We start from the raw sequence: 12,435 nt of genomic DNA on the forward strand, positions 1-12,435 counted from the left end.
ATACAGCGCAACGCCGTAGGGGCAGATCTCGGATCCGCCCGCGATGATGAGCATTGAGATACATTGGCCGCATCGTGTCGCGTGCGATGAACGCAATGTATGCAATGCGGGCGAACACCAGGTTCGCCCCTACACCCGTTGGGATACGATGCACACATCGCGCGGCATTTTCGATGTCGGCAATGGGCGTTCATCGCCCACACCGCCGTAGGGGCGGATCTCGTGTCCGCCCGCGATGAGATCAGCTCAGCACATCGCTGCGCCGCAGCAACGAGAACCGGCGACCGCCAACTGTAGAGATAGAGGGCAACCGATGACGACAGACCGATGGATCGAGATGGCCCCCGGCGTGCTGCGGCGTACCCTGGCCGCAGGCGAGCACCTGATGCAGATGGAGGTGACGCTGCAAAAGGGCAGCACGCTGCCGCTGCACCACCATCCGCACGAGCAGGTGACGCACGTCATCCGCGGGCGGCTGCGCATGCACCTGGCGGGCACGCCCCACGAGATCGGCGCGGGCGACTCGCTGCTGATGCTGCCCAACATGCCACACGATGTCGAGGCCCTGGAAGACTCGCTGGTGATCGACACCTTCAGCCCGCCGCGCGAGGATCTGCTGGCGCAGGATCGCGGGCAGCAGGGCTAGCTGGCCTCCTTCTCAGCAAAAAAGGGCGCGATCGAAAAACTTCGATCGCGCCCTTTTCCCATGTCTCGCGCGCCCGCCCTACGAGAGCACCTCGCCGATGGTGGCCACCACGCGGTCGAGCTGCTCGTAGGTGATAACCAGGGGCGGCAGCAGGCGCAGCACGTTGGGGCCAGCGGGCAGGGCCAGCACACCCTGGTCCATCAGCGCCTGGAGGTGGGGCTGCACGCGCTCCTTCAGCTCTAGCCCCACCAGCAGGCCCAGGCCGCGCACCTCGCGCACCTTGGCCAGCCGCAGCGCCCGCAGCTTCTCCACCAGGTACGCGCCCTTCTCCTCGGCCTGCTGGGGCAGGCGCTCCTCCACCAGGGCGCGCAGGGCGGCGCGGGCAGCGGCGCATGCCAGCGGGTTGCCGCCGAAGGTGGTGCCGTGGCTAGCCGGGGGCATGGGGCCGAGCGCGCCGCGCAGAGCGAACGCGCCCATGGCCATGCCGCCCGCGATGCTCTTGGCCATGGCCAGGATGTCGGGCGTGATGCCGTAGCGCTCGCAAGCGAACAGCGTGCCAGTGCGCCCGAAGCCGGTCTGCACCTCATCCACGATCAGCAGCGCGCCGCGCTCGGCGCAGATCCGCGCCGCCGCCTGGGCGTAGGCCGCGCTGGCCGGGCGCACGCCGCCCTCGCCCTGCACCAGCTCGATGATCACCGCCGCCGTCTGCTCGGTCACCGCCGCGTCCAGCGCCTCGATCTTGTCGTAGGGCACGTGCGAGAAGCCCTCGACCAGGGGCAGGAACGGCTCGCGGTACTTTGGCTCCCAGGTGGCCGAGAGCGCGCCCAGCGTGCGCCCGTGAAAGCCGCGCACGGTGGCCACCACGCCGTGCCGCCCGGTGAGCGCGATCGCGGCCTTGATCGAACCCTCCACCGCCTCGGCCCCCGAGTTGCACAGGAAGATCCGCTCCAGCCCCGCCGGGAGCACGGCGGCCAGCTCGGCCATGTAGGCCGAGCGCTGGTCGTTGTAGAAGATCTCGGGGCAGCTGATCAGCGTGGCGGCCTGCTGCTGGATGGCGGCGACCACCGCCGGGTGGGCGTGGCCCAGATTGGCCGCGCCCTGGCCACCCACGCAGTCGATGTAGGCGCGGGCCTCGGCATCCCACACCGCCGCGCCCTCGCCGCGCACCAGGGCCAGGTTGCGCTTGGGGTAGACCCCGATGGTGTGGGCCTGCTCGGCGGCGATGATTGCTGCGCTGGTTGTATCGGTCATAGGGGTTTCTCCCTTGCTTCATGTGAAAAAAGTGCGCCGCCTAATCCCCATTCCCCGCTCAATCGTCCTTGCGCAGGGCCTGCTCGGCCAGCGCGCCGCCCCACGGTTCGAGCGGGCGGGCGGGCAGGTGGGCCGTGCTGGGCGCACCGAAGAACAGGCTGCGGTCGGGCGCGAGCAGCACGCGCATGATCGCGGCGTTGGGGAACGAGAAGCTGCCGGTGAAGTGGCAGTAGTCGTCCATCGCGCAGGCGTCGAGGGTGGAGGGCTGGGCTAGGTGCACCCACAGCATGGTGCGGAAGAACTGGGCGTGGCCGAACACCGCCACGAACGGCTCGCCGACGCCACGTAGCAGCTCCAGGGCGGCCTGGGCGCGCACCACCCGCTGCACGAACGACTCAGCGCCGGGGCCGTCGCAGTAGTCGGGGTCGCGGCGCTGCCAGTAGGCCGCGAGCAGCGGGGTGCGGTCGGCGATGGTGGTGTTGAGGCGGTGCTCGTCGCTGAGCGCGGCGCACTCGTGGATGGGCCACTCCTCGCAGGGCGTGCCGGGGTAGCGATCCAGCAGCGGCAGGGCCGTGGCCTTGGCGCAGCGGTAGGCCGAGGTGATCACGCGCGAGGGGGCGCGGGTGAAGGCCTGGGCCGCGAAGGCCGCCTGCTGCTGGCCAAGCGCGGTCAGGCCGATCTGCTCGGTCGCGCCCACGCGCGCCCCCGCGTTCGACTCGCTCTGGCCGTGGCGGATAAGCCAGATCTCCGTCATGCGATCACCGTCCCCTCGCCCGCAAGCGCCTTGGTGATCGGCTGGGTGCTGCGGGCATCGCCCATCACCACGCGGCCCACGCCCTGGGCCAGCGCCTCGGCTGCGCCCAGCACCTTCTTCTTCATGCGGCCCTGCGCCACCGGCAAGTACTCCTCCACCGAGGCGCGCGGGATGCGGCGGATGAGCGAGCTTTCATCGGGGAAGCTGCGCAGCAGGCCGGGGACATTGGAGAGCAGCAGCAGCGTGTCGGCCTTCAGCGCGGCGGCCACGGCGGCGGCGGCGCGGTCGCCATCCACGTTGATGGCATCGCCCGCCGTGCTGGCGGCCAGCGGCGCGACCACCGGCAGGTAGCCCGCATCCAGCAGCAGCTGGAGCAGCCCGGCGTTCACCTTCTCCACCGTGCCGGTCCAGTCGTCGCGCAGCACCTTCTGCTTGCCGTCCTCCACGATGCGGATGGTGGCCTTGCGCTGGCCCTCCAGCACGCGGCCATCCAGCCCGCTCAGGCCCACGGCGTTGATGCCCAGGCGCTGCAGCCGCTCGACGATCAGCTTATTCATCTTGCCGCTGTAGGCCATCATGAAGATCTCCAGCGTCCTGCGGTCGGTGTAGCGGCTGGTGTAGCCCGAGGGCGAGGTGACGAAGCGCGGCGGGTAGCCGATCTGCTCGGCCAGCACGTTGGTCTCGTGCGAGCCGCCGTGGACAAGGATGGGGCGCTCGCCCGCGTTCCACTGCGCGGCCAGATCGGCGCATAGCGCGTCGTAGTCGATCCCCTGCCCGCCGCCGACTTTAATCACAATCATCGCGTGTTTCTCCCGTTGGTTGAAGGTTTTCCATGGCCTGGGCAAGCGCCGCGCCGTCGGCGACCAGATCCCGCAGGCTATCGATAGAGCAGCACCCCGGCCAGGCCCGCAGCCAGCAGCACGGGCAGCGGCGAGATCTTGAGGCGGGCCACCACCGCGATGGTGCTTGCGGCGATCAGCAGGCTGGGCAGGTTCAGCTCGGTGCGCATGATGCCCGCCACCACCACGAACATCGACCCGACGGCCACCAGCATCAGGCCGCGCAGGAAGCCCGCCGTGGCCGGGTGGCCGCCGATCCGCTGATAGATGCGGTTGACCAGCAGCACCAGCATGGGCGGCAGGATGATCGCCGCCGTGGCCAGCAGCGCGCCCATCAGCCCATAGGTCAGGTAGCCGAAGGCGATCACCCAGAAGCCGCTGGGGCCGGGCGAGATCTGGCCCAGGGCCAGCGACTCGGCGAAGTCGCGCTCGCCCGCCCAGCCCTGCGCGATCATGTCCTCGTGCACGATCGGCAGGTTGCCGCCGCCGGTGGTCGAGAACAACGAGCCTTTCAGCAGGATGAGGAAGTACAGCAGCGGGTCGATCATCGCGCCTGCCCTCCCCGCGCGGCCCGCCGCCACGCCAGCAGGCCGCCCGCCAGACCCGCGCCCCACAGCAGCGCCAGCATGGGGATGTGCAGCAGGCCCAGTCCCAGCACGCCGCCCGCCAGCAGCGCCAGCGTGGCCGCCAGGCTGCCCCAGCCCTCGCGCCGGCTCTCGGCCACGATCGGGCGCAGCATCTGAAACGAGAGCAGCAGGCTGAAGCCCACCGTAGCCGGGATGATGCCGCGCAGCGCCGACTGCACCTGCGGCACCTGCTGGATGCTGGCGTAGCCCGCCGTCAGCATGATCGTCACCGCCACGCTGGGCAGCATCAGGCCCAGCAGGCTCACGGCCACACCCGCCGCGCCGCCCAGCTTCGCCCCGATCAGGATGGTCAGACCCAGCAGGTTGATGCCCGGCGAGATCTGGCAGATGCTCCAGAAGCGGTTAAACTCGGCCTCGGTCAGCCATCGCTCGCGCTCCACCGCCGCCTGCCGGATGAGAAACAGGGTGGCCGTGCCGCCCCCGAAGGACTGGGTGCCGATCCGCGCCCACACCGCCAGCTGATGCCGCAGCGTGGGCGTGGTCGCGCCGCGCTGCTCGGGCGCGATCGCCTCGGCCTGCTCTACTATTGCCATGCTCGTGTCCTTTTACAATCTTTTAATAGAAAGTATAGGCCGCGAGCGGGCCGCGTACAATCCGCCTCTGGCTATAGCCCGCATTGAAGCGGCCTATAGAAGCGGAGCCGAGCATCAGGCGTTGTAGACCCCCGGCTGGTAGAACATCAGCACCAGCTCCATGGCCTCGGCGTGCGAGATGCCGTTCTGGGCGATACTGTAGCGGCGGATGAGCTGGGCGATCACGTCATCCACGCGGTCGTCGGGCGGCGTGTCGGCCAGGGGTAGGCCGGTCTGGCTGGCCAGCCTGCGCAGCGTAGTGCGCAGCTCGTCCTGCGGGCGGGGCAGCAGGCGCTCGCGCTCGCGCCAGTAGCGCACGTTGGCCTTGCCGCAGCCAAAGCAGGCCAGCACCGGCGTGCGCAGCGGCATGTCGTAGGGCGGCAGCGCGCCCGCGTAGGCGCTGTTGCCGATGTCGATCGCGTCCTGGCCCTCCACATTGCGCGAGAGCGCCAGCCGATAGGCGCGGGCCGTGGTGTCAGCGTGCACGCCCGAGCCATCGTACTCGGTGTTGGCCGAGAACGGGCTGCGGTCGAAGATAAAGCCGTTGCTGGCGAAGATATGGTAGAAGAAGGCGTCCATGTCGCGGTAGCAGTTCACGAACAGCTCGCCCGAGGGCAGCGTGCCCAGCCGATCGCGCATGGCGCGGCGGATCTCGGCCATCTTGCGCGGGTAGAGCAGGATGAGCCGCCGGTAGATCGCCTCCAGCAGCGAGGAGAGGCCGATGGTGCCGTTGCGCTCGCCGATGCCCAGGATGGAAAAGTCGGGCAGCATGGTGATGCCCAGCCGCTGGCAGAGCAGCAGCGTGTCCACGTACATGCGGTCGGCGTTGCCGATGTCGTTGTGGATGTGGCACTCCAGAAACTGGAAGCGCATCCCGGCGCGCTGGAGGATGGCGATGCGGTCGCCCAGCTCGGGGATGGACGAGAGTCCCACGGTGTCGGGGATGCCGATGCCATCCACCTCGGTGGCGCTCTCGGCCAGCAGGCGCTGGAGCGCGGTGTAGAACTGCTCGTAGTCCTCCAGCGGGGTGCGGAAGGCATCCTCGGTGCTGATGCGCACGGTGTGGAAGCCCAGCTCGCGGGCGTAGCGGATGCTCTGCGCGGCCTTCTCGGCCAGCTGCGGGATGCTGGCGTTGGCGGTAGCCTGCTTGATCGGGCTGGTGCCGATGTACAGGTGCACGCGGCGGAAGCCCGAGCCGAAGGCCGCGTCGATGTCGGACGGCACGCAGCGGGCGTGGGCCGCGAAGTCGATGGCCAGCCCAGCCTGCCTGGCCCGCTCCAGCAGGCTCTGGTTCCAGACCTGGCCCGGCTCGTTGGCGGGGTTGGAAGGCAGCTCCACCACGCCCACGCCCAGCCGGTCCATGAAGCGCACGCTCTCCCAGGCCTCCTCGGCGCTGAGGTGGAAGCCCTGGAGCGTGCCGTCGCGGTTTTCGCCCACGGCCTGGAGCGACTCGCGGATGGAGAAGACCCCGAAGCCCTGGGCCTTCAGGTAGTCGAACAGCGCGAACAGCTCGGTGGCCTCGCGGTAGCGCTCCTGGGCCGGGTTCTCGCCCGCCAGAAACGGCGGCAATGGTAGATCTGTGCCTGTCACAGCCGGTCTCCTTTGAGACGAGGGAGGGGCGAAAGACGAACACCGCTGGCCACTGCGCCGGTTCGGCTTCGCGGTGCGCGTCCCTCGCACACTAGCTAGAGGTTTTTGCCAGAACGGCGTAGGTGGGCACCGTGTAGCCCTCGTGGCAGCGCTCCTCAACCAGCGCGTAGCCCAGCCGCTCGTAGCGGGCGCGGGTGAGGGGCAGCGCGGTGCGCACGGCGATTTCGATCCGGGGTGCGCCCAGCGCATGCGCCCGCGCCTCCACGTAGGCGATCAGCGCGCCGCCCACGCCCTGGCCGCGGTGCTCGGGCAGCACGCCCAGCCTGCCGAAGTACAGGTGGCCCTCGCGCAGCTCGTAGAGCACGCAGCCCACCGCGCGCCCGTCGATCTCGGCCAGCGCGAGGCCGCCCTGCTGCATCTTCCCGCGCACGCTGTCGCCCGTCTCGCGGATCGCGCCGGTGGGCGGGTCCAGCACGGCCTCCTCCTCGAAGGCGGTGCGGATGATCTCGGCGGCGCGGTCGGCCTCGCTGGGGCTGGCCTCGCGGATGTGGAATGCGGGCGATGCGTGGTGTGTCATGGTTGTGGTGCTCCCTTGGCGGGGCTACACCGGGTGCAGCCCCCAGAACTCAAGCCCTGCGGTCTCTTCGAGGCCGCACATCAGGTTCATGCACTGCACGGCCGAGCCTGCGGCACCCTTGCCCAGGTTATCGATCGCGCAGATGCTGACGATCCGGCCCGTGGCCTCATCCAGCGCGAAGCCGACATCGGCGTAGTTGGTGCCGGCCAGGATCTTCGGCTCGGGCAGGCGGTAGATGCCCTGCTTCTCGCGCACGATCCGCACGAATGGCTCGGGCGTGTAGGCGGCGCGGTAGGCCCGCCACAGATCCTTCTCGGTGATCGCGCTCTTGGCGAAGGCGTGGGCCGTGGCCACCGCGCCGCGCACCATCTCGATACCGGTGATCGAGAGGTGCACCCGCTCGACCCCGGTCTCCTGGATGACCTCGGCGGTGTGGCGGTGGCCGGTGGTGGCGAACGAGCGCACCGCGCCCGAGCGCTCGGGGTGGTGCGAGGCGTCGCTCGACTGCGCGCCGCCCTCGGACGAGCCAACCTTCACCTCCACGATCACGTCGCGGTCGGTGTCGATCAGGCCCGCGCGGGCCAGCGGCAGCAGCGCCAGGTTGGTGGCGGTGGCGTTGCAGCCCACGCCCGAGACGTAGCTGGCCGCGCGGATCTGCTCGCGGTAGATCTCGGGCAGGCCGTAGACGAAGCGGCCCAGCCACGCGGGGTTGGGGTGCTCCTCGCCATACCAGCGCTCGTAGGCGGCCGTATCGCGCAGGCGGAAGTCGGCGGAGCAGTCGACGATCTTTGGCGCGAGCGCCGCGAACTCCTCGATCCGCTTGGCCGCCGAGCCGTGGGGCAGCGCCAGAAACAGCACGTCGCAGGGCGCGACCTTGCTGGCAGGCACATACTGCAGGCTGGTGTGGCCGCGCAGGTTGGGGTGGGTGCTGGCCACCGGCTTGCCCGCAAGCCGCTCCGAGGTCACATGCGCAACCTCCACACCCGGGTGGGCCAGCAGCAGCCGCAGCAGCTCGCCGCCCACATAGCCGCTGCCGCCAATGATGGAGACACGTAGCATCTTCTCATTCCTCTTGCGATACCGGCCGCCTACGGGCGGCCCACTGCTTTCAGTTCTTGGCCAGGGCCTCGTCATCCGGCGCGATCTGGCCGATCAGGCGGCCCAGCCCGGTGGCCCCAAAGTCCTCGCGGGTGATGTCCATCAGGATGTCGTCGTAGCGCCTGCCGTCGAACAGGCGGGCCGCGCGCAGCCGCCCGGCCTCGCGGAAGCCGGCCTTCAGGTAGGCGCGGTGGCCGCGCTCGTTGAAGCCGGTGTGCCACAGGTGGATGCTGTGCAGGTTCAGGAAGGTGAAGCCGTACTCGCACATCAGGCGTACCGCCTCGGTGCCGTAGCCCTGGCTCCAGGCGCTCTTCTCGCCGATGGCGATGCCCAGCTCGGCGCGGCCATGCTGGTGGTCGATCTTCATCAGCGAGACAGAGCCGATGATCTGGGCGGTCTCGCGCACGATGATCGCGAAGGTGCGCGTGCTGTCGCTGTTGCGGCTGCTGTACCAGCCCTCCTCATCCTCGTAGGTGTACGAGCGGCCAGACGCGCCAAGGTAGGCGGTCAGCTCAAGGTCGGCGAACCAGCGGGCGAAGAGCGGCAGGTCGCTGCGATGCGGGTGGCTCAGGTAGATGCGCTCGCCGGGCACAACTTCGATACGGAGCTGCGGTTCTGGATGGGTCATAGCTTCCTCCCAAAGGTTCTATCACAGAGCGATAAGGCTGGATCTGGGAGAGCATAGCATAACTCTATCTGCCAAGACTCATTCCAGAGTTGCAACCTGACCAGCGCAGGGCTAGGCCTGGCCCCGCGCCGCCGCCAGGGTGTACTCCACGATATGCGCCGGGATGTTCACGCCGGTGGTCTCGATGCTGTTGCGGAACTCCATGGTGTAGTTCACCTCGTTCACCAGCAGCCGCCCCTCGGTGTCCTCCAGCACGTCGATCGCCACCACGCCGCCGCCCACGGCGCTGGCCGCATTCACACAGATCTCGGCCAGCTCGGGGGTGACGGGGCAGTTGGTGGCCTTGCCGCCGCGCGCGGTGTTGGTGATCCAGTGCTGGCTGGTGCGGTAGATCGCGCCGATGCACTCGCCGCCCACCACAAACGCGCGGATGTCGCGATCCTCGCGCTTCTGGATGTACTCCTGGATGTAGAACACCGAGTGGTGGTATGAGCCGAGGATCTGCTTGTGCTCCAGCAGGGCCTCGGCGGACTGCGGGTCGTTGACCTTGGCGATCAGGCGGCCCCACGAGCCGATGCAGGGCTTCAGCACCGCCGGGTAGCCCAGATCCTCCAGCGCCGCCAGCGCCGCCTCGGGGGTGAAGGCCAGCCGGGTCTGCGGGCTGGGCACGCCCGCCTTGATCAGGGCCTGGGTGGTCTTGAACTTGTCGCCGCAGGTGTCGGCCACCTGGTAGGTGTTGACGGTGGGCACGCCCGCGTCGTTGAGGATCTTGAGGGTGTAGAGCGCGCTGTTGTGCTCGATGCTGCGCTCCAGCACTACATCGTAGGGGTAGCTGCCGCTGTTCAGATCGAAGACGATGTCCTGGTCGTTGATGCGCTCGAACGGCACGCCGCGCTTCTCGAACTCGGCGAAGATCAGCTTTTCTTCGACGCGGATGCGCGAGCAGAGAACTCCGATTCGCATGGTGTGGCTCCTTAAAGCTGTGCGCGCCGCCCAGGTGGCGGCGCGCTACGGTGGAAAAGCTACTCGCCCCAGTCCTCGCCAACCTCGGGCGCAAGCGCCAGCTCGGGCGGGTTGACGCTCACAACCTCAAGCTCCACCCCGCAGTCTGGGCAGGTGACGATCTCACCCTCGACGGTGTCGGCGTTCAGGCTGATGGTGGCCTCGCACTCTGGGCATGTGGTCTCCATGGCTGTGCTCCTTGCTGTGTGGCGCGTGCGCGCCTGCGGGTTCAATGCTATTGTAGCCGCGCCGCCGAGCGACGCGCGCTGTCTTCACGAGAAAATGTGGCTGCTTCCAGCCGTTCGGCCAGTTCCCCCTGACCTTCCGTCAGTTCCCCCTGACCTTCCGTCAGTTCCCCCTGACCTTCGGCCAGTTCCCCCTGGCCTTCTGTCAGTTCCCCCTGACCTTCCGTCAGTTCCCCCTGACCTTCCGTCAGTTCCCCCTGACCTTCCGTCAGTTCCCCCTGACCTTCCGTCAGTTCCCCCTGACCTTGTATCAATCTACAAGACGTTCTATCAATCTACTGGCTATTTTCGCACAATCGCGCCGATTCACATCACCTACGCATATTTTTGCGCTACGCCGACTGAATCAGCTCGATCACCGCCGCCGTGACCTGGGCAGTGGTGGCGCTGCCGCCCAGGTCGGGGGTGGCCGGGCCGTGGGCCAGCGTGGCGCTGGCGGCGGCGCGGGTGCGCTGGGCCGCAGCCAGGTAGGGCGCGGGGTCGGCCACGCGGGCGGCCAGGTGATCCAGCAGCATGGCCGCGCAGCCGATGGCGGCCAGCGGGTTGGCCACGCCCCGGCCCGCGATGTCGGGCGCGGCCCCGTGCACCGGCTCGAACAGCGCGGTGCTGCGGCCCAGGTTGGCCGAGGACGCCATGCCCATGCCGCCGCCCCAGTAGCAGGCGATGTCCGAGAGGATGTCGCCAAACAGGTTGGTCGTCACGATCACGTCGAAGCGCTCGGGGCGCTGCACCAGCTGGAGCGCCGCCGTGTCGACCAGCAGCTCATCTACGGCCACATCGGGGAAGGCGGCGGCCACATCCAGCGCGGCGCTGCGGAACAGGCCGCATGTCTCGCGCAGCACATTGGCCTTGTGCACCACCGTCACGCGGGCGGGGCGCGCGGCAGCCTGGCCCCTGGCGCGGGCCAGCTCCAGCGCGGTGCGCACGATCCGCTCGCTGGCGGCGCGGGTGATCACGCGCTCGGCGATGGCGGTCGCGCCGCCGTCCTCCAGCCGCTCGCGCCCGGCGTACAGGCCCTCGGTGTTCTCGCGCACCACCACCAGATCCACGGCGGCGCGGCCAGCGGCCAGCGTGGCGGGGATGGAGGTGACCGGGCGGATGTTGGCGTACAGGTCGAGGGCGCGGCGCATGCCCACGATCGGGCTGCGGTAGCCCTGCACCGGGTGGCTGGGCGAGGCCACCGCGCCAAACAGGATGGCGTCGCTGGCCTGGGCCGCCGCCAGCGTGGCATCCGGCAGGGCCGCGCCCTGGCGCTGGAAGGTGCCCCAGCCCGCCTCGGCCTCGGCGAACTGCAGCGGCAGGCCGCTGGCGCGCAGCACCGCCACGGCGGCCTCGGTCACCTCGGGGCCGATGCCATCGCCGGGGATGAGCAGGATGCTCGGTGTGGTGGTGGCCATGGGCTACTGCGCCTCGGGCTGGCCGGGGAAGCGGCCATGCTGCTTGTAGTAGGGCACGATCCCGCCAGCGGCCCACACCTCGCGCAGGAAGGCGGGCGGCGGCGGCAGCTGGATCTGCTGGCCGTCGGCCACGATCAGGCCGTGCTCTAGGTCGGTCTCGACCTCCTGGCCGTCGCGCAGCAGCTGGGTCAGGTCGGCCTCGAAGCAGGGGATGCCCAGGTTCAGCGCGTTGCGGTAGAAGATGCGGGCGAACAGCGGGGCGATGATCGCGCCCACCTGCACCATCTTCAGGGCCAGCGGCGCGTACTCGCGCGAGGAGCCGCAGCCGAAGTTGGGGCCGGCCACCAGCAGGTCGCCCGGCTGCACCGTGCCCGCAAACTCGGGGCGGGCCTCCACAAAGGGGTACTGGCGCAGCATGGCCTCATCCTTCAGCATATAGGGGGCGTAGCGGCCAGGGACGATCTGATCGGTGTTGACGTTGGGGCCAAAGATCCAGACGCGAGCCATGTCTATTCTCCTTGCCCGCAGCGCGGGCGTTCGTTCTGGTAAAAAGCTAGCGGGCCAGCAGGCTGAGCAGCGCCGCCGCGCCAAAGCCAAAGATGATCAGGCCAGAGATGCGGTTCACCCACAGCATCGCGGCGGCATTGAAGCGCGAGCGCAGCAGGCTGACCCCGCCGCTGAGCAGCAGCCACCACAGCGCCGAGCCGAGGAACACGCCCAGCACCAGCAGCAGCGCCATGCCGCCCACGCCGCCGAACAGGCCCAGGCTGGCGAACACCGCGCTGAACAGCACGATGCTGGCCGGGTTGGTGAGCGTGAGGAAGAAGGTGGATGCATACGCGCCCAGCAGGCTGCTGCCGCCCGCCTGCGCCGCCTGCTCGGCGGGCCGCGAGAGCAGCGTGCGCACGCCTAGGTAGCACAGGAACGCGCCGCCCAGCAGCTTGATCCAGGTCTGCTGCTGCATCAGGAAGCCGGAGATGATCGCCAGACCAAACGCGGCAACGCTGCCGAACACCGCATCCGCCGAGGCCGCCCCCAGCCCGGTGGCAAGCCCAACCGTCCGACCATCCGCCAGCGTCCGCCGGATGCACAGCACCCCGATCGGCCCGACTGGCGCTGCGATCGAGAAGCCGATCAGCAGTCCCTGAAGCAGCAGATTCATGCCTTCCTCCATCAAACAAAGCCATCT

15 protein-coding genes and 1 pseudogene are annotated in these 12,435 nt (G+C 69.1%); 1 reads left to right on the forward strand and 15 read right to left on the reverse strand.

Going from position 1 to position 12,435, the window contains the following annotated elements; all coding sequences use genetic code 11:
• Window positions 1-313: 313 nt before the first annotated feature.
• Window positions 314-646 (forward strand): cupin domain-containing protein, encoded by a 333-nt coding sequence (locus tag F8S13_25025; protein ID KAB8140113.1) that lies wholly within the window; start codon window positions 314-316, stop codon window positions 644-646.
• A 78-nt stretch (window positions 647-724) separates the two neighbouring features.
• Here the strand turns inward: F8S13_25025 and F8S13_25030 are convergent, their stop codons facing one another.
• The 15 genes and pseudogenes from F8S13_25030 to F8S13_25100 all read right to left on the reverse strand — a co-directional run bounded on the left by F8S13_25030 (window position 725) and on the right by F8S13_25100 (window position 12,408).
• Window positions 725-1,897: an aspartate aminotransferase family protein gene (locus tag F8S13_25030; protein ID KAB8140114.1), complete on the reverse strand. Its 1,173-nt coding sequence runs from the start codon at window positions 1,895-1,897 to the stop codon at window positions 725-727.
• Between the two features lie 58 nt (window positions 1,898-1,955).
• Window positions 1,956-2,651 (reverse strand): histidine phosphatase family protein, encoded by a 696-nt coding sequence (locus F8S13_25035; protein KAB8140115.1) that lies wholly within the window; start codon window positions 2,649-2,651, stop codon window positions 1,956-1,958.
• Window positions 2,648-3,451: a [LysW]-aminoadipate kinase gene (locus F8S13_25040; protein KAB8140116.1), complete on the reverse strand. Its 804-nt coding sequence runs from the start codon at window positions 3,449-3,451 to the stop codon at window positions 2,648-2,650. The genes F8S13_25035 and F8S13_25040 overlap by 4 nt, the downstream gene beginning before the upstream one ends.
• 77 nt (window positions 3,452-3,528) lie before the next feature.
• Entirely contained in the window at window positions 3,529-4,038 is a 510-nt protein-coding gene (locus F8S13_25045) for a chromate transporter (GenBank protein KAB8140117.1), read from the reverse strand.
• Window positions 4,035-4,670 carry a chromate transporter gene (locus tag F8S13_25050; protein ID KAB8140118.1) on the reverse strand — a complete coding sequence of 212 codons (636 nt, stop codon included), beginning with the start codon at window positions 4,668-4,670 and terminating at the stop codon, window positions 4,035-4,037. The genes F8S13_25045 and F8S13_25050 overlap by 4 nt, the downstream gene beginning before the upstream one ends.
• Window positions 4,671-4,784: 114 nt before the next feature.
• Window positions 4,785-6,548: a pyruvate carboxyltransferase gene (locus F8S13_25055; protein KAB8140119.1), complete on the reverse strand. Its 1,764-nt coding sequence runs from the start codon at window positions 6,546-6,548 to the stop codon at window positions 4,785-4,787.
• Window positions 6,391-6,876, reverse strand: a complete 486-nt coding sequence (locus tag F8S13_25060; GenBank protein KAB8140120.1) for a GNAT family N-acetyltransferase — start codon at window positions 6,874-6,876, stop codon at window positions 6,391-6,393. The genes F8S13_25055 and F8S13_25060 overlap by 158 nt, the downstream gene beginning before the upstream one ends.
• A gap of 24 nt (window positions 6,877-6,900) precedes the next feature.
• Window positions 6,901-7,935 (reverse strand): N-acetyl-gamma-glutamyl-phosphate reductase, encoded by a 1,035-nt coding sequence (locus F8S13_25065; GenBank protein ID KAB8140121.1) that lies wholly within the window; start codon window positions 7,933-7,935, stop codon window positions 6,901-6,903.
• Window positions 7,936-7,984: 49 nt separating this feature from the next.
• Window positions 7,985-8,602: a GNAT family N-acetyltransferase gene (locus F8S13_25070; GenBank protein KAB8140122.1), complete on the reverse strand. Its 618-nt coding sequence runs from the start codon at window positions 8,600-8,602 to the stop codon at window positions 7,985-7,987.
• Between the two features lie 111 nt (window positions 8,603-8,713).
• On the reverse strand, window positions 8,714-9,565 hold the full coding sequence (gene lysX, locus F8S13_25075) for a lysine biosynthesis protein LysX (protein ID KAB8140123.1): 852 nt from the start codon (window positions 9,563-9,565) through the stop codon (window positions 8,714-8,716).
• Between the two features lie 59 nt (window positions 9,566-9,624).
• Window positions 9,625-9,792 (reverse strand): lysine biosynthesis protein LysW, encoded by a 168-nt coding sequence (gene lysW / locus F8S13_25080; GenBank protein ID KAB8140124.1) that lies wholly within the window; start codon window positions 9,790-9,792, stop codon window positions 9,625-9,627.
• A 207-nt stretch (window positions 9,793-9,999) separates the two neighbouring features.
• Window positions 10,000-10,092, reverse strand: a pseudogene (locus tag F8S13_25085) (FmdB family transcriptional regulator).
• Between the two features lie 89 nt (window positions 10,093-10,181).
• On the reverse strand, window positions 10,182-11,246 hold the full coding sequence (locus F8S13_25090) for an isocitrate/isopropylmalate dehydrogenase family protein (GenBank protein KAB8140125.1): 1,065 nt from the start codon (window positions 11,244-11,246) through the stop codon (window positions 10,182-10,184).
• 3 nt (window positions 11,247-11,249) lie between these two features.
• Window positions 11,250-11,753, reverse strand: a complete 504-nt coding sequence (locus F8S13_25095) for a homoaconitate hydratase (protein KAB8140126.1) — start codon at window positions 11,751-11,753, stop codon at window positions 11,250-11,252.
• A gap of 46 nt (window positions 11,754-11,799) precedes the next feature.
• Window positions 11,800-12,408, reverse strand: a complete 609-nt coding sequence (locus F8S13_25100; GenBank protein ID KAB8140127.1) for a LysE family translocator — start codon at window positions 12,406-12,408, stop codon at window positions 11,800-11,802.
• Window positions 12,409-12,435 lie beyond the last annotated feature (27 nt).

The organism is Chloroflexia bacterium SDU3-3, from assembly GCA_009268125.1.
Taxonomy (GTDB): Bacteria; Chloroflexota; Chloroflexia; order Chloroflexales; family Roseiflexaceae; genus SDU3-3.

Excerpts from the sequence above, each read along its gene's own strand:
- F8S13_25025 (KAB8140113.1), top strand. The coding sequence starts at position 314 with ATGACGACAGACCGATGGATCGAGATGGCCCCCGGCGTGCTGCGGCGT.
- F8S13_25030 (KAB8140114.1), bottom strand. The coding sequence starts at position 1,897 with ATGACCGATACAACCAGCGCAGCAATCATCGCCGCCGAGCAGGCCCAC.
- F8S13_25035 (KAB8140115.1), bottom strand. The coding sequence starts at position 2,651 with ATGACGGAGATCTGGCTTATCCGCCACGGCCAGAGCGAGTCGAACGCG.
- F8S13_25040 (KAB8140116.1), bottom strand. The coding sequence starts at position 3,451 with ATGATTGTGATTAAAGTCGGCGGCGGGCAGGGGATCGACTACGACGCG.
- F8S13_25045 (KAB8140117.1), bottom strand. The coding sequence starts at position 4,038 with ATGATCGACCCGCTGCTGTACTTCCTCATCCTGCTGAAAGGCTCGTTG.
- F8S13_25050 (KAB8140118.1), bottom strand. The coding sequence starts at position 4,670 with ATGGCAATAGTAGAGCAGGCCGAGGCGATCGCGCCCGAGCAGCGCGGC.
- F8S13_25055 (KAB8140119.1), bottom strand. The coding sequence starts at position 6,548 with ATGCGCTGGGCGCACCCCGGATCGAAATCGCCGTGCGCACCGCGCTGC.
- F8S13_25060 (KAB8140120.1), bottom strand. The coding sequence starts at position 6,876 with ATGACACACCACGCATCGCCCGCATTCCACATCCGCGAGGCCAGCCCC.
- F8S13_25065 (KAB8140121.1), bottom strand. The coding sequence starts at position 7,935 with ATGCTACGTGTCTCCATCATTGGCGGCAGCGGCTATGTGGGCGGCGAG.
- F8S13_25070 (KAB8140122.1), bottom strand. The coding sequence starts at position 8,602 with ATGACCCATCCAGAACCGCAGCTCCGTATCGAAGTTGTGCCCGGCGAG.
- lysX (KAB8140123.1), bottom strand. The coding sequence starts at position 9,565 with ATGCGAATCGGAGTTCTCTGCTCGCGCATCCGCGTCGAAGAAAAGCTG.
- lysW (KAB8140124.1), bottom strand. The coding sequence starts at position 9,792 with ATGGAGACCACATGCCCAGAGTGCGAGGCCACCATCAGCCTGAACGCC.
- F8S13_25090 (KAB8140125.1), bottom strand. The coding sequence starts at position 11,246 with ATGGCCACCACCACACCGAGCATCCTGCTCATCCCCGGCGATGGCATC.
- F8S13_25095 (KAB8140126.1), bottom strand. The coding sequence starts at position 11,753 with ATGGCTCGCGTCTGGATCTTTGGCCCCAACGTCAACACCGATCAGATC.
- F8S13_25100 (KAB8140127.1), bottom strand. The coding sequence starts at position 12,408 with ATGAATCTGCTGCTTCAGGGACTGCTGATCGGCTTCTCGATCGCAGCG.